At 55.5% G+C, this 24,796-nt stretch carries 23 protein-coding genes; 13 read left to right on the top strand and 10 right to left on the bottom strand.

The window, feature by feature from the left end:
- Positions 1 to 117 precede the first annotated feature (117 nt).
- The 6 genes from PGS10_RS09820 to ghrB all read left to right on the top strand — a co-directional run bounded on the left by PGS10_RS09820 (position 118) and on the right by ghrB (position 6,074).
- On the top strand, positions 118 to 780 hold the full coding sequence (locus PGS10_RS09820; RefSeq protein ID WP_015369222.1) for an OmpA family lipoprotein: 663 nt from the start codon (positions 118 to 120) through the stop codon (positions 778 to 780).
- Between the two features lie 102 nt (positions 781 to 882).
- The gene (locus PGS10_RS09815) at positions 883 to 1,899 is read left to right on the top strand and encodes a LacI family DNA-binding transcriptional regulator (RefSeq protein WP_045390758.1); all 1,017 of its coding nucleotides are present in this window, start codon (positions 883 to 885) and stop codon (positions 1,897 to 1,899) included.
- 109 nt (positions 1,900 to 2,008) lie between these two features.
- Positions 2,009 to 2,758 carry a sugar phosphate isomerase/epimerase family protein gene (locus tag PGS10_RS09810; protein WP_045390756.1) on the top strand — a complete coding sequence of 250 codons (750 nt, stop codon included), beginning with the start codon at positions 2,009 to 2,011 and terminating at the stop codon, positions 2,756 to 2,758.
- Between the two features lie 3 nt (positions 2,759 to 2,761).
- On the top strand, positions 2,762 to 3,697 hold the full coding sequence (locus PGS10_RS09805; protein ID WP_316422812.1) for a sugar kinase: 936 nt from the start codon (positions 2,762 to 2,764) through the stop codon (positions 3,695 to 3,697).
- 100 nt (positions 3,698 to 3,797) lie between these two features.
- The gene (locus tag PGS10_RS09800; protein ID WP_045390750.1) at positions 3,798 to 5,078 is read left to right on the top strand and encodes an MFS transporter; all 1,281 of its coding nucleotides are present in this window, start codon (positions 3,798 to 3,800) and stop codon (positions 5,076 to 5,078) included.
- Positions 5,079 to 5,102: 24 nt separating this feature from the next.
- Positions 5,103 to 6,074 (top strand): glyoxylate/hydroxypyruvate reductase GhrB, encoded by a 972-nt coding sequence (gene ghrB, locus PGS10_RS09795; protein ID WP_047078832.1) that lies wholly within the window; start codon positions 5,103 to 5,105, stop codon positions 6,072 to 6,074.
- A 66-nt stretch (positions 6,075 to 6,140) separates the two neighbouring features.
- Here the strand turns inward: ghrB and PGS10_RS09790 are convergent, their stop codons facing one another.
- Positions 6,141 to 6,851 (bottom strand): DUF3053 domain-containing protein, encoded by a 711-nt coding sequence (locus tag PGS10_RS09790; RefSeq protein WP_045390744.1) that lies wholly within the window; start codon positions 6,849 to 6,851, stop codon positions 6,141 to 6,143.
- Between the two features lie 435 nt (positions 6,852 to 7,286).
- On the opposite strand from PGS10_RS09790, the gene PGS10_RS09785 reads away from it, so the two are divergent.
- The 3 genes from PGS10_RS09785 to cspE all read left to right on the top strand — a co-directional run bounded on the left by PGS10_RS09785 (position 7,287) and on the right by cspE (position 9,680).
- Positions 7,287 to 8,666 (top strand): MFS transporter, encoded by a 1,380-nt coding sequence (locus PGS10_RS09785; protein ID WP_316422808.1) that lies wholly within the window; start codon positions 7,287 to 7,289, stop codon positions 8,664 to 8,666.
- Positions 8,667 to 8,912: 246 nt separating this feature from the next.
- Positions 8,913 to 9,203: an HTH-type transcriptional regulator gene (locus PGS10_RS09780; RefSeq protein WP_047047749.1), complete on the top strand. Its 291-nt coding sequence runs from the start codon at positions 8,913 to 8,915 to the stop codon at positions 9,201 to 9,203.
- Between the two features lie 264 nt (positions 9,204 to 9,467).
- On the top strand, positions 9,468 to 9,680 hold the full coding sequence (gene cspE, locus PGS10_RS09775) for a transcription antiterminator/RNA stability regulator CspE (RefSeq protein ID WP_000014594.1): 213 nt from the start codon (positions 9,468 to 9,470) through the stop codon (positions 9,678 to 9,680).
- 50 nt (positions 9,681 to 9,730) lie between these two features.
- On the opposite strand, the gene yidD is transcribed toward cspE, so the two are convergent.
- The 5 genes from yidD to PGS10_RS09750 all read right to left on the bottom strand — a co-directional run bounded on the left by yidD (position 9,731) and on the right by PGS10_RS09750 (position 15,501).
- On the bottom strand, positions 9,731 to 10,135 hold the full coding sequence (yidD, locus tag PGS10_RS09770; protein WP_072058237.1) for a membrane protein insertion efficiency factor YidD: 405 nt from the start codon (positions 10,133 to 10,135) through the stop codon (positions 9,731 to 9,733).
- A gap of 86 nt (positions 10,136 to 10,221) precedes the next feature.
- Positions 10,222 to 11,841, bottom strand: a complete 1,620-nt coding sequence (locus tag PGS10_RS09765; RefSeq protein WP_316422807.1) for an ABC-F family ATP-binding cassette domain-containing protein — start codon at positions 11,839 to 11,841, stop codon at positions 10,222 to 10,224.
- Between the two features lie 232 nt (positions 11,842 to 12,073).
- Complete coding sequence (gene glyS, locus PGS10_RS09760; RefSeq protein WP_020077709.1) at positions 12,074 to 14,143, bottom strand: glycine--tRNA ligase subunit beta; 2,070 nt, start codon at positions 14,141 to 14,143, stop codon at positions 12,074 to 12,076.
- A gap of 9 nt (positions 14,144 to 14,152) precedes the next feature.
- Entirely contained in the window at positions 14,153 to 15,064 is a 912-nt protein-coding gene (gene glyQ / locus PGS10_RS09755; protein WP_001168551.1) for a glycine--tRNA ligase subunit alpha, read from the bottom strand.
- A gap of 137 nt (positions 15,065 to 15,201) precedes the next feature.
- A complete protein-coding gene (locus PGS10_RS09750; protein WP_045390734.1) occupies positions 15,202 to 15,501 on the bottom strand; it encodes a YsaB family lipoprotein in 300 nt (99 codons plus the stop codon).
- Between the two features lie 184 nt (positions 15,502 to 15,685).
- Between PGS10_RS09750 and PGS10_RS09745 the strand changes: the two genes are divergently transcribed.
- Entirely contained in the window at positions 15,686 to 16,681 is a 996-nt protein-coding gene (locus PGS10_RS09745) for an acyltransferase (RefSeq protein ID WP_316422806.1), read from the top strand.
- 34 nt (positions 16,682 to 16,715) lie between these two features.
- Here PGS10_RS09745 and yiaA read toward each other — a convergent pair whose 3' ends face one another.
- From yiaA to xylA, 4 genes are all read right to left on the bottom strand, one after another.
- Positions 16,716 to 17,156 (bottom strand): inner membrane protein YiaA, encoded by a 441-nt coding sequence (yiaA, locus tag PGS10_RS09740; RefSeq protein WP_045390728.1) that lies wholly within the window; start codon positions 17,154 to 17,156, stop codon positions 16,716 to 16,718.
- Positions 17,157 to 17,190: 34 nt separating this feature from the next.
- Positions 17,191 to 17,568 carry an inner membrane protein YiaB gene (yiaB, locus tag PGS10_RS09735; RefSeq protein WP_047047737.1) on the bottom strand — a complete coding sequence of 126 codons (378 nt, stop codon included), beginning with the start codon at positions 17,566 to 17,568 and terminating at the stop codon, positions 17,191 to 17,193.
- A 169-nt stretch (positions 17,569 to 17,737) separates the two neighbouring features.
- Positions 17,738 to 19,192: a xylulokinase gene (xylB, locus tag PGS10_RS09730; protein ID WP_316422803.1), complete on the bottom strand. Its 1,455-nt coding sequence runs from the start codon at positions 19,190 to 19,192 to the stop codon at positions 17,738 to 17,740.
- Positions 19,193 to 19,286: 94 nt separating this feature from the next.
- Positions 19,287 to 20,609 carry a xylose isomerase gene (gene xylA, locus PGS10_RS09725; protein WP_047047733.1) on the bottom strand — a complete coding sequence of 441 codons (1,323 nt, stop codon included), beginning with the start codon at positions 20,607 to 20,609 and terminating at the stop codon, positions 19,287 to 19,289.
- Positions 20,610 to 20,981: 372 nt separating this feature from the next.
- Here xylA and xylF point away from each other — a divergent pair, with 372 nt between their 5' ends.
- The 3 genes from xylF to xylH all read left to right on the top strand — a co-directional run bounded on the left by xylF (position 20,982) and on the right by xylH (position 24,742).
- Positions 20,982 to 21,977 (top strand): D-xylose ABC transporter substrate-binding protein, encoded by a 996-nt coding sequence (xylF, locus tag PGS10_RS09720; protein WP_045390717.1) that lies wholly within the window; start codon positions 20,982 to 20,984, stop codon positions 21,975 to 21,977.
- A gap of 64 nt (positions 21,978 to 22,041) precedes the next feature.
- Positions 22,042 to 23,583, top strand: coding sequence for a xylose ABC transporter ATP-binding protein (locus PGS10_RS09715; protein ID WP_045390714.1), 1,542 nt, complete (start codon positions 22,042 to 22,044; stop codon positions 23,581 to 23,583).
- Positions 23,561 to 24,742, top strand: coding sequence for a xylose ABC transporter permease XylH (gene xylH / locus PGS10_RS09710; RefSeq protein WP_047047728.1), 1,182 nt, complete (start codon positions 23,561 to 23,563; stop codon positions 24,740 to 24,742). Before PGS10_RS09715 ends, xylH begins: the two co-directional genes overlap by 23 nt.
- Positions 24,743 to 24,796 lie beyond the last annotated feature (54 nt).

Here is a 24,796-nt window from a genome sequence, read left to right as displayed (position 1 = left end):
CCGTTCAATGTTACTTACAAAAAGAGATACCCTGCGGGGAATTTTCTCCGTATTCGGACGTCATAATCAACCGTCACGCTTGCGGTGGCAAAGAATAAAAAGGATTAAGGAAATAAGATGAAAAAACGCGTACTGATGATTGCTGCTATCGTTAGCGGCACACTGGCTATTTCTGGTTGTACTACCAACCCTTATACCGGCGAACGCGAAGCAGGAAAATCCGGCATCGGCGCGGGTATCGGCTCCTTAGTGGGCGCAGGCGTCGGCGCGCTCTCCTCTTCCAAACATGACCGCGGCAAAGGCGCGCTGATTGGCGCAGCGGCAGGCGCGGCGCTCGGCGGCGGCATCGGTTATTACATGGACGTGCAGGAAGCGAAACTGCGCGAAAAAATGCAGGGAACCGGCGTCAGCGTGACGCGAAATGGCGACAACATCGTGCTCAACATGCCGAATAACGTCACCTTTGACAGCAGCAGCGCCAACCTGAAACCTGCAGGCGCCAACACCCTGACCGGCGTCGCGATGGTGCTGAAAGAGTACGAGAAAACCGCCGTTAACGTCGTCGGATATACCGATAGCACCGGCAGCAACGATCTGAACATGCGTCTGTCACAACAGCGTGCCGACAGCGTCGCCAGCGCGCTCATCACTCAGGGCGTGGCGGCTAACCGTATTCGCACCACCGGCATGGGCCCGGCGAATCCGATCGCCAGCAACAGCACGGCGGAAGGCAAAGCGCAGAACCGTCGCGTGGAAATTACCCTCAGCCCGCTGCAGTAATCTTCTCGTTTCCGGCCCGGCAGCCTTCCTGCCGGGCAAAATGCTTGATATCGCTATTTTTCGCGCTAAGGTGTTGGCAGATTTTCAGCAAAGGAAGCCATCATGGCGAAAGCGGCGCGAGCAACCATCAGCGACGTGGCGAAAGCCGCGAAGACCGGTAAAACCAGCATTTCACGCTATCTCAACGGCGAAAAGCATCTGCTATCCGACGATCTACTGGCGCGGATTGAAAAAGCGATTGCCGAGCTCAACTACCGTCCCAGCCTGATGGCCCGTGGCCTGAAACATGGCCGTACCCGCCTGATTGGCCTGATCATCGCCGATATCACTAACCCTTACTCCGTGAACGTGTTAAGCGGGATCGAAGCCGCCTGCCGCGAAAAAGGCTTCACCTTGCTGGTATGTAATACCAACAACGAAATCGATCAGGAGCTCCACTATCTCGACCTCTTACGCAGCTATCAGGTTGAAGGGATTGTGGTTAATGCGGTCGGCATGCGCGAAGAAGGCCTCAACCGTCTGCAGCAATCCGCGCTGCCGATGGTGCTTATCGACCGTAAAATCCCCGATTTCGCCTGTGATGTCGTGGGGCTGGATAACACCCAGGCCGCCACCACCGCCACCGAGCATCTGGTAGAAAAGGGTTTTGAAGCGCTGCTGTTTTTAAGCGAGCCGATTGGCTCCGTTAACACCCGCCGCGAGCGCCTGGACGCCTTCCGCGCCACCCTACAGCGCTATACTGGCGTAGTGGCGGAAAATGCTGAAGTACCGCTTAACGATGGCGCCATGATGGATAACGTCCTGCGCCAGTTCCACGCCCGCCACCGCGGAATGCGCAAAGCGGTGATTTCCGCCAACGGCGCCCTGACGTTACAGGTAGCCCGCTCGCTGAAGCGCGTTGACCTCATCTGGGGCAGCGATATCGGCCTGCTGGGCTTCGATGAGCTGGAATGGGCGGAGCTGGCCGGCGTCGGCATCACCACCCTCAAACAACCAACCTGGCAGATTGGCTATGCCGCAGTCGAACAGGTCGTCAGACGTATCGAAGGCGGCAGCGACCCCATCTGCGAGCGGGTGTTCTCCGGCGAGCTCATTGTGCGGGGATCAACTTCTCGTTAACGATTCATCGTGATGACGATCATAAATTAAACATCCTGGCCTTTTCTTTGGAACCGGTACCATCTAGCGTAATAGGGAGTTAAGCCCCACCACGCCAGGAGTTTGTTCAATGGCCAGAAAAATCATTGTCGTCACCGCCGCTTATGGCAACGACCACGTTAAAGCGCTTGGCGGGCAGTCCGCCGTATTACCCTTTATCGCCGGTTCCGGCGCCGATGGCGTGGAAATTCGCCGCGAGCTGTTCAGCGCGGCGGAACTGAAGCAGTTGCCGACGCTGGCGGCCGACATTGAAAAACGGGGCCTGCTGGCCTGCTACTCCGCGCCGCAAGCGCTGTTCGCCGACAATGGCGAGCTCAATCCTAATCTCCCGTCATTACTTGAGGAAGCGCAAACCCTCAACGCCCTGTGGCTGAAGCTCTCCCTCGGTCATTTCATCCATAATCAACAGCTGGAGACGCTGCGCGATATTCTGAGCGACAGCGGCATGGCGCTGGTGGTGGAAAATGACCAGACCGATTGCGGCCAACTGGCGCCGATGCAGCGCTTCAAAGCCGCCTGTCGGGTCCATCAGATGCCGGTGACGCTGACTTTCGACATGGGGAACTGGCTGTGGGTCGGCGATTCGCCGGAAGAAGCCGCACGCCATCTGGCCCCCGCAGTCAGCTATATTCATGTGAAGGCGGCGGAGCCTCATCATGAGAAGTATCGCGCCGTCCCGCCGGACCAGGCGGACGCACGCTGGCTGGCGCTGCTCGATAACCTGCCCGCCGACGCGCCGCGCGGTATTGAATTCCCGCTGGTCGGCGACGACCTGACCGCCGTCACCCGCCATTACGTTGACCTGCTACGCGAGGATTAAGCCATGGAAAACTTAGATGTCATTACCATTGGCGAAGCCATGGCGATGTTTGTCGCCACCGAAACCGGCGAACTGGCGGAAGTTGAACGCTTTATCAAACGCGTGGCCGGCGCTGAACTGAACGTGGCGACCGGACTGGCGCGACTGGGGCTGAAGGTGGGCTGGGTGAGCCGCGTCGGCAACGATAGTTTTGGCCGTTTCGTGCTGAATTCACTGGCCAAAGAAGGTATTGACGCGCGCGGCGTAGCCGTTGACGAGCGCTACGCTACCGGCTTCCAGATGAAATCTAAAGTCGAAAATGGAACCGATCCCATCGTGGAATATTTCCGTAAAGGATCGGCTGCCAGCCATCTGTCGACGGAAGATTTCCGCGCCGATTACTTCACCAGCGCCCGCCATTTGCACTTAAGCGGCGTCGCCGCCGCGCTGTCCGACAGCTCGTATGCATTGCTGGAACATGCGGCCAACGTGATGAAAGCCGAAGGGAAAACCCTCTCTTTTGACCCAAACCTGCGCCCGGTACTGTGGAAAAGCGAAGCCGAGATGGTGGAGAAACTGAACCGCCTCGCCTTCAAGGCTGATTGGGTTTTGCCAGGCTTAAAAGAGGGGGTGATTCTTACCGGCCAGCAGACGCCGGAAAGTATCGCTGATTTCTATCTGTCGCGCGGCGTTAAGGCGGTGGTGATTAAAACCGGCTGCGACGGCGCCTGGTTCAAGACCGCTGACGGCGAACAGGGCGCCATCGCCGCGATTAAAGTCGATAACGTGGTGGACACCGTCGGCGCGGGCGATGGCTTTGCCGTCGGCGTGATCAGCGCGCTGCTGGAAGGCAAAACGCTGACGCAAGCCGTGAACCGCGGTAACAAAATTGGCTCGCTGGCCATTCAGGTCCAGGGCGATAGCGAAGGGCTGCCCACCCGCGAAGCGCTGGGCGAATAATCTTTTCACCTAAAACAGCCGTCCTGTACCCTACATGCAGTGCGGCACAGCAGCGCCCGTCCCGGCGGGCGTATGTCACCTCATTGACAGAGGCAAGCCTATGAACAGTTCAACAAATGCAGCAAAACGTTGGTGGTACATCATGCCTATCGTGTTTATCACGTATAGCCTGGCGTACCTTGACCGCGCCAACTTCAGCTTTGCATCGGCCGCGGGCATTACCGAAGACCTTGGCATCACTAAAGGCATCTCATCGCTGCTGGGCGCCCTTTTCTTCCTTGGATACTTCTTCTTCCAAATCCCCGGAGCGATTTACGCCGAACGCCGCAGCGTGCGTAAACTTATCTTTATCTGCCTGATCCTGTGGGGCGGCTGCGCCTCGCTGACCGGCGTAGTGCATAACATCCCGGCGCTGGCGGCCATCCGCTTTATTCTTGGCGTGGTGGAAGCGGCGGTCATGCCGGCGATGCTGATTTACATCAGTAACTGGTTCACCAAATCAGAGCGTTCGCGCGCCAACACCTTCCTGATCCTCGGCAACCCGGTCACCGTACTGTGGATGTCGGTCGTATCGGGTTATCTGATCCAGGCCTTCGGCTGGCGTGAAATGTTTATCTTTGAAGGGATCCCTGCAGTAATTTGGGCCTTCTGCTGGTGGGTACTGGTGAAAGACAAACCGTCGCAGGTGAACTGGCTGGCGGAAAGTGAAAAAGCGGCGCTGCAGGAACAGCTGGAGCGCGAGCAGCAGGGTATCAAAGCGGTGCGTAACTATGGCGAAGCCTTCCGTTCACGCAACGTGGTGCTGCTGTGTATGCAATATTTCGCCTGGAGCATCGGCGTGTACGGTTTCGTACTGTGGCTGCCGTCAATCATCCGCAGCGGCGGCGAAAACATGGGGATGGTCGAGGTAGGCTGGCTCTCTTCAGTACCCTATCTGGCGGCAACGATTGCGATGATCGCCGTCTCCTGGGCTTCCGATAAGATGCAGAACCGTAAGCTGTTTGTCTGGCCGCTGCTGCTCATTGGCGGGCTGGCGTTCATCGGCTCGTGGGCCGTCGGCGCCAACCATTTCTGGGTCTCTTATACCCTGCTGGTGATCGCCGGCGCGGCCATGTACGCCCCGTACGGCCCGTTCTTTGCGATTATCCCGGAGATGCTGCCGCGCAACGTCGCCGGCGGCGCGATGGCGCTGATCAACAGTATGGGAGCGCTGGGTTCCTTCTTTGGCTCATGGTTCGTCGGCTATCTCAACGGCGCAACCGGCAGCCCGTCCGCCTCGTACATTTTCATGGGTGTGGCGCTTTTCGCCTCGGTATGGCTTACTTTAATTGTTAAGCCTGCTAAGAATCAAAAACTTCCGCTTGGCGCTCATCACGCCTGAACTACTTACGCTACGGAGATTCGCATGAAGCCGTCTGTCATTCTCTATAAAACGCTTCCCGACGACCTGTTACATCGTCTGGAGGAACATTTTTCCGTCACCCAGGTGAAAAACCTGCGTCCGGAAACCGTTTCACAGCACGCGGAGGCTTTCGCCCAGGCGGAAGGTTTACTGGGTTCGAGTGAAAAGGTTGACGCCGCGTTACTGGAGAAAATGCCGAAGCTGCGTGCGACCTCTACCGTGTCTGTCGGCTACGACAATTTTGATGTCGATGCGTTGAACGCGCGCAAGATTTTGCTGATGCATACGCCGACCGTGCTGACCGAAACCGTCGCCGATACGGTGATGGCGCTGGTGCTGAGCACCGCGCGTCGGGTGGTTGAGGTCGCTGAACGCGTGAAAGCGGGCGAATGGACCAAAAGCATCGGGCCGGACTGGTTCGGCTGCGATGTACACCATAAAACCTTAGGCATCGTCGGCATGGGCCGCATTGGCATGGCGCTGGCGCAGCGCGCCCACTTCGGTTTCGGCATGCCGATTCTGTATAACGCGCGCCGTCAGCATCCGCAGGCGGAAGAGCGCTTTAACGCCCGCTACTGCGATCTGGATACCCTGTTACAGGAAGCGGATTTCGTCTGCCTGATCCTGCCGCTGAGCGAAGAGACCCACCACCTGTTCGGCGCAGCGCAGTTTGCCAAAATGAAATCTTCCGCCATCTTCATTAACGCCGGGCGCGGTCCGGTGGTTGACGAGCAGGCGCTGATTGCGGCGCTGCAGGCCGGTGAGATCCACGCCGCCGGTCTTGATGTCTTTGAACATGAACCACTGGCAAAAGATTCGCCATTACTGAAACTGTCGAACGTGGTCGCGCTGCCACACATTGGTTCCGCTACCCACGAGACGCGTTATAACATGGCGGCCTGCGCGGTAGACAATCTGATTGACGCGTTGAACGGCAAGGTAGAGAAGAACTGTGTGAACCCGCAGGTGAAGTAAGCGAGAAAAGCAGAAGCCCGGCCGGCGGCGCTTACGCCGTCAGCCGGGAGAACAGCGATATACCGATTAACGCGTGGCGTTAACCGCCGCCGTCCAGGCCTGATTAAAGGCCTGATGCTGTGCGGCCAGCGGGGCGATCAGCGCATTGTACTGGCTCGCCTGCTGTGACGTCGGGAACTGAATACCGTTGGCCACGAAGCTCACCTGCGTCCCCTGCTGAGCGACAAAATCACCCACCTGGACCAGCTGCTGAGTAAAGATCTGCGCGGCCGGGATCAGCGGCTGCAGCGCATTCGCCGGCGCCGTCACGACTTTATTAAACACCTGGTCATAAACCGGCTTAAGGTCATCAGCCTGCTTCAGCGCACCATGCGCGGCATCGGCCTGCATTTTGGCGTTTTCCAGCTGCTGGCTCAGCACGCCCAGCGCGCCGTTAGCCTGACGCAGCGGTTCACGCTGAGTGGTATAATCCTGCGCCACGCGAATGGCGTTAACGCTATCAACCACCGGGCGCAGACCTGCATCCATCGCCTGGCTGACCTGCTGTGAATAAGCGTAAATCACCGCATAATCGGAAACGAAGGGGCCGAACTGTTTTTTCTGATCGGCGGTAAGCGTTGGCAGACGTTCGCCGCTACGCATTGCCGTATTCTGCAGGAAGTCGATGAACGCTTTGCGCTGATCGCCTTCTTTATCAAAACACCCACTCAGGCTAACCACCATTAATATGGCCGCAACGGCCGCAAACCAGCGAGAGCAGGACTTTCCTGTCGCCATTTTTTTACTCCTTCAGCCAAAAAAAGCGCAAACAGGCACACGCGTGCCAGACGCTGACAAGGATAGTCCAGGACGGGCTTGCAGGATACCCTTTCCTGATAATCTTACCGTGGAAAATGCCCTTTTTTGCACCCCGGCGCCAGCCATGTCCGCTGTTAAGTTCATCACATTTAACGCGATAACTTAACCGGCAAAAATAGTAAATATCTTTTTGATTTAATTAAAATTAATAAAATCATCGGTGAATGAATTGGGCAAAGCGGACGATAATCGCACACTTCCTGACGGCGGCACATTGTCTACAGGCAGGTTCAATGGTTTGATTAATGAGCGATTAACGGCGTTATGTTCGATTATCGCACAACCAACATCAATGATAGCGAGGGAGACTATAACAATACCTCTGTCCCCCGCTCAGCCTGCCAGGAATGCCGTATGAAGAAAACAACCATCGATATTCAGGCTTTTATCAACGAACATCCATTCACTAAGTACCAATGGATGATTCTCGCCTTATGTTTTATTACCGTCGCGATGGACGGATTTGATACCGCGATTATCGGATTTATTGCTTCAGACCTGGTACAGGAATGGGGAGTTGAGAAATCCGCGCTGGGCCCGGTAATGAGCGCCGCTCTGGTCGGGCTCGCCGTCGGCGCGCTGACGGCCGGGCCGCTCGCCGACCGTATTGGCCGCAAGAAAGTGCTGATTATGTCGATCCTGGTGTTCGGCGGCTTTAGTTTGTTAACCGCGTTTGCCAGCAGCCTGAACCAACTGACATTATTACGCTTCCTCACCGGTCTGGGCTTAGGCGCGGCAATGCCGAATGCCGCGACGCTAATGAGCGAATATGCTCCGGAACGCCGCCGCGCGCTGATGGTAAACCTGATGTTCGTCGGCTTCCCGATGGGATCGTCGCTCGGGGGCTTCCTGTCAGCCTGGATGATCCCGCACTATGGCTGGCAAAGCGTGTTAGTGCTTGGCGGCGTGATGCCGCTGCTGCTGGCCGTGGCGTTAATGTTCCTGCTGCCGGAATCCGCCCGCTATATGGTCGTGAAACGGCAGCCGGCACAACGCATCGCCACCATCCTGAAGCGTATCGCGCCGCTGCCGGATGCGGTTGAATTTGAGCTACGTGAAGCAGGCCAGGTGAAGGAAAAGTCGGCCATTGGCGTGATTTTCTCCCCGCGCTACGCCGTGGGCACCGTGATGCTGTGCCTGACCTATTTTATGGGATTATTGATTTTCTATCTGCTGACCAGCTGGCTACCGCTGCTGATCCGCGAAACCGGCGCCTCGATGAGCCAGGCTTCTATCATCACCGCGCTGTTCCCGCTCGGCGGCGGGATTGGCGTATTGATCCTCGGCGCGCTAATGGACAAGATCAACCCTAACAAGGTAGTTGCCGTCGGCTGGCTGCTCACCGGCGTCTTTGTTTGCCTGGTCGGTTTCTCAACCAGCAATCTGCTGCTGATGGGAGTGATGGTGTTCATCGCCGGCAGCATTATGAACGGCGCGCAATCATCAATGCCGGCGCTGGCTGCCGGGTTCTACCCAACCCAGGGCCGTGCCACCGGCGTTGCCTGGATGCTGGGTATCGGCCGCTTCGGCGGGATCCTCGGCGCCTTCAGCGGCGCTTTCCTAATGCAGGCGCAATTGTCGTTTGAGACCATCTTCACGATGCTGGCGATCCCGGCGTTTTTATCCGCCATCGCTCTGCTGGTGAAATACAAAATGAGCCAGCGCCAGCCAAGCGTCAGCGAAAATGACAGCAAGAATTTACAAAATGACAGCAAGAATTTACAAAAAGCCTAATCAATCCAGCCAGCGCTCTGCGCTGGCTTTTTCTTGCCGCAAACCATCATTTACATAAATTTTCTAAAGCCGCTGTCGATGTTAGGAATCATCACCTTAGCTTTTACGCACGCCGCTTTTCCGGGTGATTAACGAAACCACGCCAACAAATAATCACTGCGGTTATTATTTTCCTTGCTTTTGCGACTATTCTTAAATGGCTCGATGTATTTTCCTCTCCGCAGTGAGACAGAATAGGAGCTCTCAATGGAATATAAAGATCCCGTATTTGATTTGTTGAGTAACCTGGAACAAATTGTTTTTAAAGATCAGCCGCAAACGGCCACGCTTGCCCGTACACCAAGCGTTTTTAATGAATTTGAACTGCTGCGTAAAGGCACAGGGCTTAAGACCGATGATTTCGCCAATGCCATGGGCGTCAGCGTCGCAATGGTCGAAGAGTGGGAGTCGCGACGGGTAAAACCGTCATCCACGGAACTCAAACTGATGCGCCTGATGATGGCCAATCCGCAGCTCTCAAGGCAGCTAATAGATTGAAAAACTGGTTTACTATCTTCTTTTGGTAACGGTCCTGATGCAGGGCCGTTTTATATCCTGATGAAAAAAAGTTTGCTATCCGACTGAGAACATGCGTTAATGCTCGCAGGTTTGATGTACAGACCACAGAGCAGTCGAATAGAGCAGTCCTTCAAAGGTTATCCATTAGATATCCCCGTAGTGAACTTTCCCTTTATCGCTTTAAATCTGTAGTCCAGACCACTACGCCGCAAGGCTCACTAATTTTTTTAAAGGTAATTCACTATGTCCGGTAAAATGACTGGTATCGTAAAATGGTTCAACGCTGACAAAGGCTTCGGCTTCATCACTCCTGACGATGGCTCTAAAGACGTGTTCGTACACTTCTCTGCTATCCAGAACGATGGCTACAAATCCCTGGACGAAGGTCAGAAAGTTTCCTTCACCATCGAAAGCGGCGCTAAAGGCCCGGCAGCTGGCAACGTAACTTCTCTGTAAGTTCAAGCCGCTAAGAATAATAAATCCCTGCCTTATGGCGGGGATTTTTTTTATCTATTCCGGCGCCACAATCTCACTGATAAACAGTCGCAAGGACAATCCAGATCCGGCAGCTTATCCGGCACCAGGTGGGAACAGCACTTACCGTCGCAGCCAGTGACAACATCACAACCATCGCAAGCATCGCGCTTTCTTCCCGGTTTACGTCTTTTTTTACCCGCTGGGTTAGCCGCGAGTTTTTGTTGCTGTAGGGTTTCCGCAGCCACCCGACAGTCGGCGAATCGCTGACGAATTTCTCGCCAACCGTCAACGACGCCTTTGTTATGAATAATGTCTTTTACCGCACCTGAACAACCCTGCGTATGATGTAAAACGCTATAGGCGCAGCGGTAGCCCTTACGGGGAGAGACAATCCGTTGATAGAAAACAATTAATTTTAAAATTAGGTTGTCCATATATACCTAAAATGTACTGGCTATCAGTCATCATATCCCTCCCGATCGACCGACAGGTATAAATGAATTCCTAAAAACGACCACTTTTAACTGACAGTGAAATGCCAGCCCGTATCCCGCCACTCCAGGCAATGGGTCAATTTCAGGCCTTGTAAAAATACCTCGTCATGCGATACCACCAGCATCGCGCCGGGAAACGCCGCCAGCGCGCTTTCAATTGCCTGGGTCGAAGCCAGATCGAGGTGATTGGTCGGCTCATCCAGTAGCAGAAGTTGTGTTGAGTCCCGCCGCCAGAGCGCGCAGGCAAGCGCCGCTTTCAGTCGCTCGCCGCCGCTTAACGCCGCCAGCGGAAGGCTGACCTTGTCAGCCCCCAGCTGGAGCTGCGCCAGACGGCTACGCAGCATTCCTTCATCCAGCGGAGTGTTTCCTAAGTTCAGGTGCTCCATTGCCGATAGTGATAAATCAAGCTGCGACAGATGCTGATCGAGATACGCCGCGCTCACCGACAGCCGAACATCGCCAGAGGTTGCCTGCTCCAGCCCCATCAGGGTTTTCAACAATGTTGTTTTGCCACAGCCGTTTGGCCCCTTTAGCGCGATGCGCATCGGGCCATCCACCCGCCAGTCGAGCGGCGCGGTGGATGAGTGAGCTAACTGCAGTGATTCCAGCACCAGTACCTGCTTGCCGGCGGCCACTTCACTGCCCGGTAGCGTGAACATCACCGGACTATCTTCTTCTACCCGCTCCCACGCCTGCTGCACGGCGGCATTCAGGCTGCTGTTCTGTTCACGATGCTGACGGCGCAGCGTGCCCGGGCGCTCTTTTGCGGCCCCCTTGTACTTCACACGTTCGAAAGAGGCGATATTCAGCGTATCGACAGTACGCAGCGTCTGCGCCGATCGCCGCTGGGCCGCATCATGCTCCTTTTGCATCCGCGCCCGGGTGCGCCGCCGTTCGATAGCGGCATGCTCCAGCGCCGCTCGGGCGGCCTGTTGCTCCGCTTCGCGCTGCTGCTGATATGCGGCATAATTACCGCCGTAGCTGCGCAGCGCCGCCGGCGTTAGCTCAATAATCTTCGACATCCGAGCCAGTAATTCACGGTCGTGGCTGGCGATTAATGCCCCGCCCCGCCAGATTTCCAGCTGCTGATACAGCCACTCCCTGCCCTGACGATCGAGATGATTCGTGGGTTCATCCAGCAACAGATAGTCCGCGCCGGAAACAAATGCGCCGCACAGCAGCGCCTTCATCCGTTCGCCGCCGCTGAGCGAAAAAGCGGGACGATCGGCGGAGAATGCCGGGAGATCGGCATCGCGAAAGGCTGAACTCAGGCGATCGGGCAGATCCCAACGACCATCTAACAGTTCGAAGTCATCTGCCAGTCCTTTCCCCTGTTCAAGACGGGACAAAGCGTCAAATAGCGGTGCATAACCCAGTAGCGAGGCAATGGTGGTCCCGGCCGTGAGGGTCGGCTGCTGCGCCACCCAGGCAACCGTAGCCGACCGTTCGATATGTCCGCCGGAAGGAGAATCGAGGCCCGCCAGCAGACGCAACAGGCGTGTCTTGCCAACGCCGTTGCGTCCAACAAGGCCGCAAAGCAACGGTTCCAGCGATAAATTCAGCGGCCCAAAAAGCGTCTGTCCCGTCGCGAACTGACAGGTGACCTGATGTAAAACAAATGAGGGGGTGTGGGCGCAATGAGCCATAAGCACTCCTGAATGAAATCAATACTCCCCTACCCGCAGCGTCTGCAAGGTAAGGCGTGAAATTCATCAGTCGTGTTTGTTCATTTGTCGTGTGCGCTCCAGTGAGACGAGGGATTCGTCGGGACATAGGATAGCCAGGCCCGAGCCTGGATTTCAAGATTATTTTTTCACCATCGCGATAAGGCAAAAAAAAGCCTGCCGGATGGCAGGCTTTTGACCTTTCTCGAGATAGTTACTGCAGCAGCGAAATATCCGCAACCTGCAGGAACAGCTCGCGCAGTTTGGACAGCAGCGTCAGACGGTTGATGCGGACATCTTTGTCTTCAGCGTTAACCATCACATTTTCGAAGAACTCATCAACCGGCTCGCGCAGCGCAGCCAGCTCAATCAGCGCATCCTGATAACGGCCTTCGGCGAAGTATGGCTGCAGCTTATCACGCAGCACCACCAGATTACCGGCCAGCTTGATTTCCGCCGCTTCTTTCAGCACCGAGGCATGAACGATATCGTTCAGGGTCTCGTCGGATTTCGCCAGGATGTTGGATACGCGCTTGTTTGCCGCCGCGAGGGCGGAGGACTCTTCCAGCGTACGGAAGTGCGATACGGCCTTCATGCGCGCATCGAAATCCGCCGGGCGAGTCGGACGACGCGCCAGTACCGCCTGAATAGTGTCAACGCCGTAGCCTTCGTCCTGATACCAGGCGCGGAAGCGTCCCAGCATGAAGTCGATGACGTCATCAACGACGTTGGCGTTAGTGAGTTTCTCGCCGTACAGACGCACCGCTTCTTCGGTCAGCGTTTGCAGATCGAGATTCAGGTTCTTCTCAACGATGATACGCAGCACACCCAGCGCGGCACGACGCAGCGCAAACGGGTCTTTATCGCCTTTCGGATGCTGGCCGATACCGAAAATACCCGCCAGGGTGTCCATCTTGTCGGCAATAGCCACCGCGCAGGCAACTGGGTTAGACGGCAGCGCATCGCCGGCAAAACGCGGCTGATACTGCTCGTTCAGCGCCACTGCGACGTCTTCCGCTTCGCCGTCATGACGCGCGTAGTGCATCCCCATCACGCCCTGCGTGTCGGTGAACTCGAAGACCATATTGGTCATCAGGTCACACTTGGACAGCAGACCCGCGCGGGTCGCATGGTTAACGTCAGCGCCGATTTGCTCGGCAATCCAGCCCGCCAGCGCCTGAATGCGATCGGTCTTGTCGCGCAGGGTTCCCAGCTGCTGTTGGAACAGCACGGTTTCCAGACGCGGCAGGTTATCTTCCAGACGTTTTTTACGGTCGGTATTGAAGAAGAACTCGGCATCCGCCAGACGCGGACGAACGACCTTCTCGTTACCGGAGATGATCTGCTGCGGATCTTTGGACTCGATATTCGCCACGAAGATGAAGTTCGGCAGCAGTTTGCCGTCGTTAGCATAGACCGGGAAGTACTTCTGGTCGCCCTTCATGGTGTAAACCAGCGCTTCGGATGGCACCGCGAGGAATTTCTCTTCAAACTTCGCCGTCAGCACTACCGGCCACTCGACCAGAGAGGTCACTTCTTCCAGCAGGCTTTCGCTCAGGTCAGCGTTACCGCCAATCTTACGCGCCGCCGCTTCAGCGTCCGCTTTGATTTTGGCTTTACGCTCGGCGTAGTCCGCCATCACTTTACCGCGCTCCAGCAGAATCTGCGGATACTGATCGGCATTGTCGATGGTGAATTCCGGCTCGCCCATAAAGCGATGTCCGCGGATGATACGGTCGGAAGCGATGCCCAGAATGGTCGCCGGAATAACCTGATCGCCCAACAGCAGGGTCACGGTGTGTACCGGACGCACGAAGTGAACGTCAGAAGCGCCCCAGCGCATCAGTTTCGGGATCGGCAGCTTCGCCAGCGAGGTTGCAACCATGTTCGGCAGCAGAGTCTGCGCGCTTTCACCTTTAACGTGGGCACGATACAACAGCCATTCGCCTTTATCGGTGGTCAGACGTTCAGCCTGATCGACGGTGATTCCACAGCCGCGCGCCCAGCCTTCGGCCGCTTTGCTTGGTTTACCTTCCGCGTCAAACGCCTGGGCAATGGCCGGGCCGCGTTTTTCGACTTCGCGATCCGGCTGCGAGGCGGCCAGATTCGCCACTTTCAGCGCCAGGCGGCGCGGCGCGGCAAACCATTCGACGGCGCCGTGCGCAAGGCCAGCGTTGTCCAGTTCCGCAGTAAAGTTGGCAGCGAAGGATTCAGCCAGGCTGCGCAGTGCTTTTGGTGGCAGCTCTTCGGTGCCGATCTCCACCAGGAAAGTTTTCTCAGACATGGCCGCCTCTTATTTGTCTTTGTTGCACATCGGGAAGCCCAGGGCCTCACGGGAAGCATAGTAAGCTTCTGCCACTGCTTTGGTCAGGGTGCGGATGCGCAGAATATAGCGCTGACGCTCGGTGACGGAGATGGCTTTTCGCGCATCCAGCAGGTTAAAGCTATGGGCGGCTTTGAGAATACGTTCGTAGGCAGGAAGCGGCAGCGGGTTTTCCAGCGCCAGCAGTTGCTGCGCTTCTTTCTCGTACTGCTCGAAGCAGGTGAACAGGAAGTCTACGTCCGCATATTCAAAGTTATAGGTGGATTGTTCCACTTCGTTCTGGTGGAACACGTCGCCGTAGGTGGTTTTGCCCAGCGGGCCATCGCTCCAGACCAGATCGTAGACGCTGTCCACGCCCTGGATGTACATCGCCAGACGCTCCAGGCCGTAAGTGATTTCACCGGTAACCGGTTTACATTCCAGGCCGCCAACCTGCTGGAAGTAAGTGAACTGCGTCACTTCCATACCGTTCAGCCACACTTCCCAACCCAGCCCCCAGGCGCCCAGCGTCGGGTTTTCCCAGTTATCTTCAACGAAGCGGATGTCGTGGATGGTCGGATCCATACCCAGCTCTTTCAGAGATCCGAGGTACAATTCCTGAATGTTGTCCGGAGACGGCTTAATCACCACCTGGAACTGGTAATAGTGCTGTAAGCGGTTCGGGTTTTCGCCATAGCGACCGTCGGTCGGGCGACGAGAAGGCTGCACGTAGGCGGTCGCCATCGGCTCTGGCCCCAACGCGCGTAAGCAGGTCATCGGGTGGGAGGTGCCGGCGCCAACTTCCATGTCCAGTGGTTGAACAATGGTGCAGCCCTGACGAGCCCAGTAATCCTGTAAGGTCAGGATCAGGCCCTGGAAGGTCCTGGTATCAAACTTTTGCATATTATTTCGTGCTGGATACGTGTGGATTTAAAGGAAGGGATCAGTATACCCGCTGGCTGCGAGATATACAGTATGAAACGCCTTTGTTTAGCGAAATTTGAGCAAAGCGGCGCCATCATGCGGCGTTCAAGCCGCATTTAGCGCATAGAAAGATGCAAAAACTGGCCGTCCGGATCAAAAGAACAGATAAAACGTTCATTCCGCGAAGTCAGGCCGGAAAGCTCATAGCTCGCCTGGAACTGCTCGAAATGATTGACGTCGACGCGACGGGTGTCTGTGCTATAACGTAACGCCGCCTGATCCTTGCATAGTTTTTCCATATTCAGCGTCGTTTGCGGCGTGATACGTGCCTTTTGCGCTTTTTGGACAGGTTGAGCAGGTGTCTGGCTGCAGCCGACCAGCAGCAGCGCCACCAGGACTGATACGAAATATTTCATCACTATTTTTCTCAACCGCCTTGTTAGCCAATTGTTATCGTGCAGACCATGTAAACCCAGACAAACATTTTGCGAATCTCATTGATGCTCTACAAGAGTGTGGCGATAAACTCAGAATATTCCATTGTGATGACGACAAACTACGGGAGTCAGACTCTTTTTACGCAGGAGCCATGAGGTACAGATGCAGGAAAAAATAAGCTGGATTACCAACTTGCGCGGCATAGCATGTCTGATGGTCGTGATGATTCACAGCACCACCTGGTATATTACCCATCCGCATAGCATCAGCCTGTTTGAATGGGATATCGCTAACCTGCTTAACTCGGCATCGCGCGTCAGCGTCCCGCTTTTTTTCATGATTTCAGGTTATCTTTTTTTTGGCGAACGCAGCGCCCAGCCGCGTCATTATCTGCGCATCGTGCTGTGTATCCTGTTCTACAGCGCGCTGGCGCTGCTCTATATCACCCTGTTTACCCATATCAACGTTGGGCTGTCATTAAAAAACTTACTGCAGAAGCCGGTGTTTTATCACCTGTGGTTTTTCTTTGCCATTGTGGTGATTTATCTGCTCTCGCCGCTGATTCAGGTGAAGCAGGTCAGCGGCAAAATGCTGCTGGCGCTGATGCTGGTGATTGGCCTCATCGCCAACCCTAATACGGTAAGTATTAAAGCCGGCGGCATTGAATGGCTACCGATCAATCTTTATATCAACGGCGATACCTTTTACTACGTACTGTACGGGATACTGGGCCGGGCGATCGGCGCCATGAACACCGACAGAAGAGGATTAACCCTGCTGTGCGCGCTGCTGTTTACCGCCGCGGTGTGGGTCATTTCACGCGGCACGCTGCATGAACTGCAATGGCGCGGCGATTTCGGCGATACCTGGTATCTTTATTGCGGACCAGCAGTATTTGTCTGCGCGACCTCGTTGCTGACGCTGGGCAAAAACATCCTCAATAATCGCGAGCTCCCCGGTATTGCGTTAATTTCCAGACATTCGTTAGGCATTTATGGTTTTCACGCGCTGTTTATACACGCGCTGCGCGCAAGTGGTCTGGAGCTTAGCCGCTGGCCATTACTGGATATTGTATGGATTTTCGCCGCTGCGCTCTTGGGTAGCCTGGCGCTGTCTGTACTGGTGCAGCGAATTGACCACCGCCGGTTAGTGAGCTAAAAAAGCGCCCGCCGTTCAACGCGGGCGCCGTCGGTTACTCTGCGGTCTCTTCGATTACTGCGTTCCCCTCGCTTAACGGCGAGCGATCCCAGGCGTCACGAATATTCTTCTGTACTGCTACCGCGCCGAACAGGCTCAAAAAGAATGCCAGGCCATAGAAGCCTTTCTCGCTTAACATCAGCGTTGCGTTCCACAATCCCACTACCAGCAGGCCTATCGCAATCACGAAGGCGATCAGGCAGGACATGTAATACATAGCGGTGGTTGGAATTTTGTCGTATTTATCACGTACCGTTTTCTGATAAGAAGCGGCGGAAAAAAGACCCAATACCAATACGGCAAAATAGTAGCCCTTTTCATTGAGCTCCATTGGCGCGTTCCACAGGCCAATCAAATACACGAGGATACCGCCCACCAGCGCAATCCATGAGATCAGGTGAAACGCGGGTGAATATGTCGTCGCTTTCATTTCCATTACTGACTACCTCTCTTCGCTGTCGACTGACAGCTTATTCCACTGAGCTATTGCGAGCTTTATCCGCGACTTTGGTGGGATAAGATATCGCTGAAGCGCCATACATACAGACAAACCATGCCATCACGTAAATGCTTTTTTCACGCCACGGCGCGGGGACAAACCAGGCGCCGACCAGCAGCAATCCCACCGATAGCAACAGCACCAGCCGGCACAGAGAGATAAAATCGTCGTCTCGCTGCGCTTCCAGCTCCGTTCGCTGATGCGTGAGCACGGCAAACATCCCCATCACCAGCACACCAAGAAAGTACCCTTTGCCGCTGAATAGCGGACACGTTCGCCAGATGCCGATTAAGTAAACCAGCGAGCCCAGCAGCATGACCAATCTTGCCGTCGTACGTTTTAATTTCATTGCGCCTCCCTGGCCATCGTAACGCTCATTATGACCGGGGAATTGCCAGTTGCGGCGGTTTCAGCGAATTGAAATCCACAATTCGGAATAAATAAATATGTGAATTAAATCAATGCAAAGTGAATCATTCAGAAAGGGAATTCGCCCCAATAAATGGGGCGAGAACATCTTATGACATCAGTGGCTTAAGCTGCTGATAGATCTGGCGGAATGTTTCACGACGCGGCGCATAACGGGCAAACCGTTGAGCATCAGGCAAGTGCGCCTGCTCCAGCGGCAGCTGCGGCAGGAGGTCAGAGAAAGCCGCACCTTGATGAACGCCCAGCTGCGCCAATCTTGCCGCGCCTAACGCCGGGCCGACATCGCCGCCGGTGCGGAAATTCAGCTGCTGCCCGCTAATATCGGCGAGCATTTGCCGCCAGTATGCGCTCCGCGCGCCGCCGCCGATAAGAGTGACGCTTTCCGGTTTCACGCCGCAGGAGTGCACAACATCCATACCGTCGGCCAGCGCGTAACCCACCCCTTCAAGCACCGCCCGCGCCAGTTCGGCGGGACCATGTAGATGGGTAAGGCCGAAGAACACGCCTTTAGCCTGCGGATTGTTGTGCGGGGTACGCTCGCCGGAAAGATAGGGGAGAAACCACACCGGATCGGCATTTTCGGCCGCCGCCTGCGCCGCGGCGAGCAGCGCCGGTACGCTGCCAAGGCCGGTCAACTTCGCCGCCCAATCCAGACAAGACGCGGCGCTGAGCATCACCGACATCAGATGCCAGCGGCCCGGCAGCGCGTGGCAGAAACTATGCACCGCGCTTTCCGGTTTACTCAGAAAACCATCGCTGACGGCGAAATAGACGCCGGAGGTTCCCAGCGATAACATCGCCTGCCCGGCATCGGCCATGCCAACGCCGACAGCGCCTGCGGCGTTATCACCGCCGCCCGCAACCACCAGCGCCCGCGGCATATTCCACGCCTGGGCTACCTCAGCACGCAGTTGGCCGGTCACCTCACAGCCTTCAAATAGCGACGGCATATTGTCGCGGCTGAGCCCGCAGGCGGCGAGCATCTCATCGCTCCAGTCACGACGCGCGACGTTCATCCACATCGTGCCGGCGGCGTCGGACATATCGCTGGCGAATTCACCGCTCATGCGTAGCCGCAGATAATCTTTCGGCAACAGGACCTTATCAACCTGTTTAAAGATATCGGTTTCATGACGCTGCACCCACAGCAGCTTAGGCGCCGTAAAGCCCGGCATCATCAGGTTACCGGTGATTTGCCGCGAAGCGCCGACTTTTTCTTCCAGCAGCATGCACTCTTCGCCGCAGCGGCCATCATTCCACAAAATCGCCGGACGCAGCACCCGTTGCTGTTTATCGAGCAGCGTGGCGCCATGCATTTGTCCGGCAATCCCTAAAGCTTTTACCTCGCGCAGAGCGTGTTGCGCTCCCAGCGCTTGCATCGCGGTATTCGTCGCCTGCCACCACTGTTCGGGATCTTGTTCGGACCAGAGCGGATGTGGGCGCGAGACGGTCAGTTTTTCGGTATGCGTCGCCAGTACGTCGCCCTGTTCATTGAGCAGAATGGCTTTTACGCCCGAGGTCCCTAAATCAATCCCGATATACATGCAGCGTCTCCTTAACACGAACGCCACGGCAAAGCGTGGCGCAGCAAAAATGGTTACAGCCAGCGCCCGGATTTAGCGGGCGCTTTTGTCGGCATTACTTATCGAACAGGTAATGATTCACCAGGTTTTCCAGCAGTTCCTGATGCCCGCTGTGGTGCTGCGGCGCCAGGTTATGCTGAGTCGCATAGTGCGCGATGTCGGTCAGGGTCATCTGGCCTTTAAGGATCTGCTGGCCCAATTCACCGTTCCAGCCGGCGTAGCGTTTTGCCACGCGTTTATCCAGCTCGCCATCTTCAATCATGCGCGCCGCGACCTTCAGCGACAGCGCCATGGTGTCCATCGCGCCGATATGACCGTAGAACAGGTCGTATTTGTCGGTGCTCTGGCGACGAACTTTAGCATCAAAGTTCAGGCCGCCGGTGGTGAAGCCGCCCGCTTTGAGGATCTCATACATCACCAGGGCGTTCTCTTCCACGCTGTTCGGGAACTGGTCGGTATCCCAGCCAAGCTGCGCATCGCCGCGGTTAGCATCAACCGAACCGAACAGGCCCAGCGCAATAGCCGTCGCGATTTCGTGATGGAAAGAGTGGCCGGCAAGGGTGGCGTGGTTGGCTTCAATGTTCAGTTTAATCTCTTTTTCCAGACCAAACTGTTTCAGGAATCCATAAACCGTGGAGGCATCATAATCATACTGGTGCTTGGTCGGCTCCTGCGGCTTCGGCTCGATCAGCAGGGTGCCCTGGAAACCAATTTTGTGTTTGTGCTCAACCACCAGCTGCATAAAGCGGCCGATCTGCTCGCGTTCCTGACGCAGGTCGGTATTAAGCAGGGTTTCATAGCCTTCGCGACCGCCCCACAGAACATAGTTTTCACCACCCAACTTGTGGGTCGCATTCATTGCGGTGACTACCTGAGTCGCCGCCCAGCTAAAGACTTCCGGATCGGGGTTAGTCGCCGCCCCTGCGCCATAACGCGGGTTGGTAAAGCAGTTTGCCGTCCCCCACAGCAGTTTGACGCCGCTCTGCTGCTGTTTTTCCGCCAGCACGTCCACCATCTGCGCGAAGTTGTTGCTGTACTCTTTCAGCGAAGCGCCTTCCGGAGAAACGTCGACATCATGGAAGCAGTAATACGGCACATTCAACTTATGGAAAAACTCAAATGCCACTTCGGCTTTACGCTTCGCCATTTCCAGCGCTTCGCCCGGCTGCTGCCATGGTCGATCGAAGGACCCCACGCCAAACATATCCGCGCCATTCCAGCAGAAAGTGTGCCAATAGCAGGCGGCGAAACGCAGGTGGTCTTCCATGCGTTTACCCAGTACTAATTCATCCGGATTGTAGTGGCGGAAAGCCAGCGGGTTAGTCGATTTCGGGCCTTCATAACGAACGCGTTCGAGTTGATCGAAATAGGTCTGCATAGAGAACTCCATATTCAGGGGTGCGGCGAGTAACAAGTTATACGCCAATATAGAATTCCACTTTCGCCTTCCTCAATTACGTTATTTCACACCGCCATTGAGAGAATCCACAAACGTGCGCCAGCTCGCAAAAATAATTCCTCTCCGCATCATTTCTGGAATCCTATGATGGAAGAAGAATGAAATAATCTGCATACTCTTGAATAAAATACGATCGCGGTCATAAATTACAAAACAAACTAAATTTCATAATGCGAAAATAAGAACAGGTAATTGCCAGCCCTCGCTTCCCCGTTAAGAATCTGCAACGTATCTGCAACCTGAAGTTTATTCCTGTACGCCTTACCTACCCTTTGAAAAGGTATCGTTATTATGAAGATAAAGAACCTTTGCCTTACGCTCTGCGCCTCATCGCTCCTTCTCGCCAGCATGGCGGGTATGGCTAAAGAAGTTAAGATTGGGATGGCCATCGACGACCTTCGTCTGGAGCGCTGGCAAAAAGATCGCGATATTTTCGTTAATAAAGCAGAATCCTTAGGCGCCAAAGTATTTGTGCAGTCCGCCAATGGCAACGAAGAAACGCAAATGTCGCAAATTGAAAATATGATCAACCGCGGCGTCGATGTTTTAGTGATTATTCCTTACAACGGCCAGGTGCTCAGCAACGTTATTAAGGAAGCAAAACAAGAGGGAATTAAAGTCCTCGCCTACGATCGCATGATTAATAATGCTGACATCGATTTTTATATTTCTTTCGATAATGAAAAAGTCGGTGAAATGCAGGCCCAAAGCCTGGTTGACAAAGTGCCGCAGGGTAATTATTTCCTGATGGGCGGCTCGCCGGTGGATAATAACGCCAAACTGTTCCGCGCCGGCCAGATGAAGGTACTCAAACCTTATGTCGATGAGGGCAAAATTAAGATCGTCGGCGATCAGTGGGTCGACGGCTGGCTACCGGAAAATGCGTTAAAAATCATGGAAAACGCGCTGACGGCGAATAACAACAAAATTGACGCGGTAGTGGCTTCCAATGACGCGACCGCCGGCGGCGCTATCCAGGCGCTAAGCGCCCAGGGACTGGCGGGTAAAGTCGCTATCTCCGGGCAAGACGCCGATTTGGCTGGCGTGAAACGTATTATTTCCGGCACCCAGACGATGACCGTTTATAAACCTATCACCACCCTTGCCACCAACGCTGCCGAAATCGCCGTTGAATTAGGCAACGACCAGCAACCCAAGGCCGACGCCACGTTGAATAACGGCTTAAAAGATGTCCCCTCGCGCCTGTTAACGCCAATTGAAGTCAATAAAGAGAATATTGACGCCACGGTGATTAAAGACGGTTTCCACAAAAAGAGTGAACTGTAATGGCTGACGCCCCGATACGGGGCGTCATTTTCGTCCTGCCGGATATCGCTTTTGCGGAGTCTCTATGTCCTGGTTACTCGAAATGAAGAACATCACCAAAGCCTTCGGCGCGGTTAAAGCCGTGGATAACGTCAGCCTACGGCTGAATGCCGGGGAAGTGGTGTCGTTATGCGGTGAAAATGGTTCGGGGAAATCAACGCTGATGAAAGTGCTGTGCGGGATCTATCCGCACGGCAGCTACGAAGGTGAAATTATTTTCGCCGGCGAGACGCTGCAGGCGAATCATATTCGCGATACCGAGCGTAAAGGTATCGCCATTATTCACCAGGAGCTGGCGTTGGTGAAGCATCTCACGGTGCTGGAAAATATCTTTCTCGGCGCCGAGATCTCACGCCATGGCCTGCTGGATTACGAAACCATGACCCTGCGCTGCCAGAAGCTGTTGGCGCAGGTGAATTTATCGATCTCGCCGGATACCCGCGTCGGTGATTTAGGTCTGGGCCAGCAGCAGCTGGTCGAGATCGCCAAGGCGCTGAATAAACAGGTACGTTTGCTGATCCTCGATGAACCCACGGCATCGTTAACTGAACAAGAAACCGCGACGCTGCTGGCGATTATTCGCGATCTGCAAAACCACGGTATCGCCTGTATTTATATTTCGCACAAGCTCAATGAAGTTAAAGCCATCTCCGACACTATCTGCGTAATACGTGACGGTCAGCATATTGGCACCCGCGACGCCAGCGGAATGAACGAAGATGACATCATCACTATGATGGTCGGGCGCGAGCTCACGGCGCTGTATCCAAACGAACCCCATAGCCATGGCGAAGAAATCTTGCGTGTCGAGCATCTCACCGCATGGCACCCGGTAAACCGCCATATTAAGCGCGTCAACGACGTCTCATTTACCCTCCGCCGCGGCGAAATCCTCGGCATCGCCGGGTTAGTCGGCGCCGGGCGCACCGAAGCCGTACAGTGCCTGTTTGGCGTCTGGCCTGGGCGCTGGCAGGGAAGCATTTTTATCGATGGCCAACCGGTGACAATTAACAATTGCCAACAGGCGATTGCCCATGGCATCGCCATGGTGCCGGAAGATCGCAAAAAAGACGGCATCGTGCCGGTGATGGCAGTCGGCAAGAACATCACTCTCGCGGCGTTAAACCAGTTCACCGGCCCGGTGAGCAGTCTCGACGACGCCGCAGAGCAGCACTGCATCCAGCAGTCGATTCAGCGGCTGAAAATTAAAACGTCATCGCCGGATCTGGCGATTGGCCGCCTGAGCGGCGGCAATCAACAAAAGGCGATTCTGGCCCGCTGCCTGCTGCTCAACCCGCGCATCTTGATCCTCGATGAACCAACCCGCGGCATCGATATCGGCGCGAAATACGAAATCTACAAGCTTATCAATCAACTGGTGCAGCAAGGCATCGCCGTCATCGTCATCTCATCCGAACTGCCTGAAGTGCTCGGGCTGAGCGATAGGGTACTGGTGATGCACGAAGGCAAGCTTAAGGCCGATTTACTTAATCAAGGTCTGACCCAGGAACAGGTGATGGAAGCCGCGCTGAGGAGCGAACGCCATGTCGAAAAACACGTCGTCTGAAATCAAACTCACCCCATCCGCCCCTACCGCTTTTCCGGCGCTGAAAGGGCTCAATCTCCAGGTTTTCGTGATGATCGCCGCGATTATCGCCATTATGCTGTTTTTTACCTGGGTTACCGACGGCGCCTATTTGAGCGCACGTAATATTTCCAACCTCCTGCGGCAAACCGCCATCACCGGCATCCTCGCCGTCGGCATGGTGTTTGTGATCATTTCGGCGGAAATTGACCTCTCCGTCGGCTCGATGATGGGGCTGCTCGGCGGGGCGGCGGCGATTTTCGACGTCTGGCTCGGCTGGCCGCTACCGCTCACCATCCTCGTTACGTTGGTTATGGGGCTACTGCTCGGCGCGTGGAACGGATGGTGGGTCGCCTATCGTAAGGTGCCCTCTTTCATTGTGACCCTTGCCGGCATGCTGGCGTTTCGCGGAATTTTAATCGGCATTACCAACGGTACCACCGTCTCGCCCACCACACCGGCAATGTCGCAAATCGGCCAAAGTTATTTACCGGACGGCATCGGCTTTGGAATCGGCGTTATTGGCATGGCGGCTTTTATCATCTGGCAATGGCGCGGACGGATGCGCCGACAGGCGTTAGGGCTGGCGACCACCAGTTCTGGCGGCGCTGTTGGTCGTCAGACCATCACCGCGGTTATCGTGCTGGGCGCTATCTGGCTGCTCAATGACTATCGCGGCGTGCCGACGCCGGTGCTCATACTCGCCGCTCTGCTGCTGGCGGGCATGTTTATGGCGACCCGCACCGCTTTTGGCCGCCGCATCTATGCCATTGGCGGCAATCTGGAAGCGGCTCGCCTCTCCGGGATTAACGTCGAGCGTACCAAGCTTGCAGTCTTCGCCATTAACGGCCTGATGGTGGCCATCGCCGGGTTGATTCTCAGCTCGCGGCTGGGAGCAGGCTCGCCTTCCGCCGGCAACATCGCCGAACTGGACGCTATCGCCGCCTGCGTGATTGGCGGCACCAGTCTGGCGGGCGGCGTCGGCAGCGTTGCTGGCGCGGTGATGGGGGCATTTATTATGTCGGCGCTGGATAATGGCATGAGCATGATGGACGTCGCCACCTTCTGGCAATACATCGTCAAAGGCGCCATTTTACTGTTGGCGGTCTGGATGGATTCGGCTACCAAACGGAGAACATAACGGTATCACTATGAAAAATGCCCGAATAACTTGCGCCACCGCCAAACTTCGCAA

Origin of the sequence: Klebsiella sp. 141153 (assembly GCF_032601995.1) — a bacterium.
GTDB classification, from domain to species: Bacteria; Pseudomonadota; Gammaproteobacteria; order Enterobacterales; family Enterobacteriaceae; genus Klebsiella; species Klebsiella aerogenes.
Note: the sequence above shows the minus strand (reverse complement) of the source record. Positions and strands in the feature narration are given on the sequence as shown.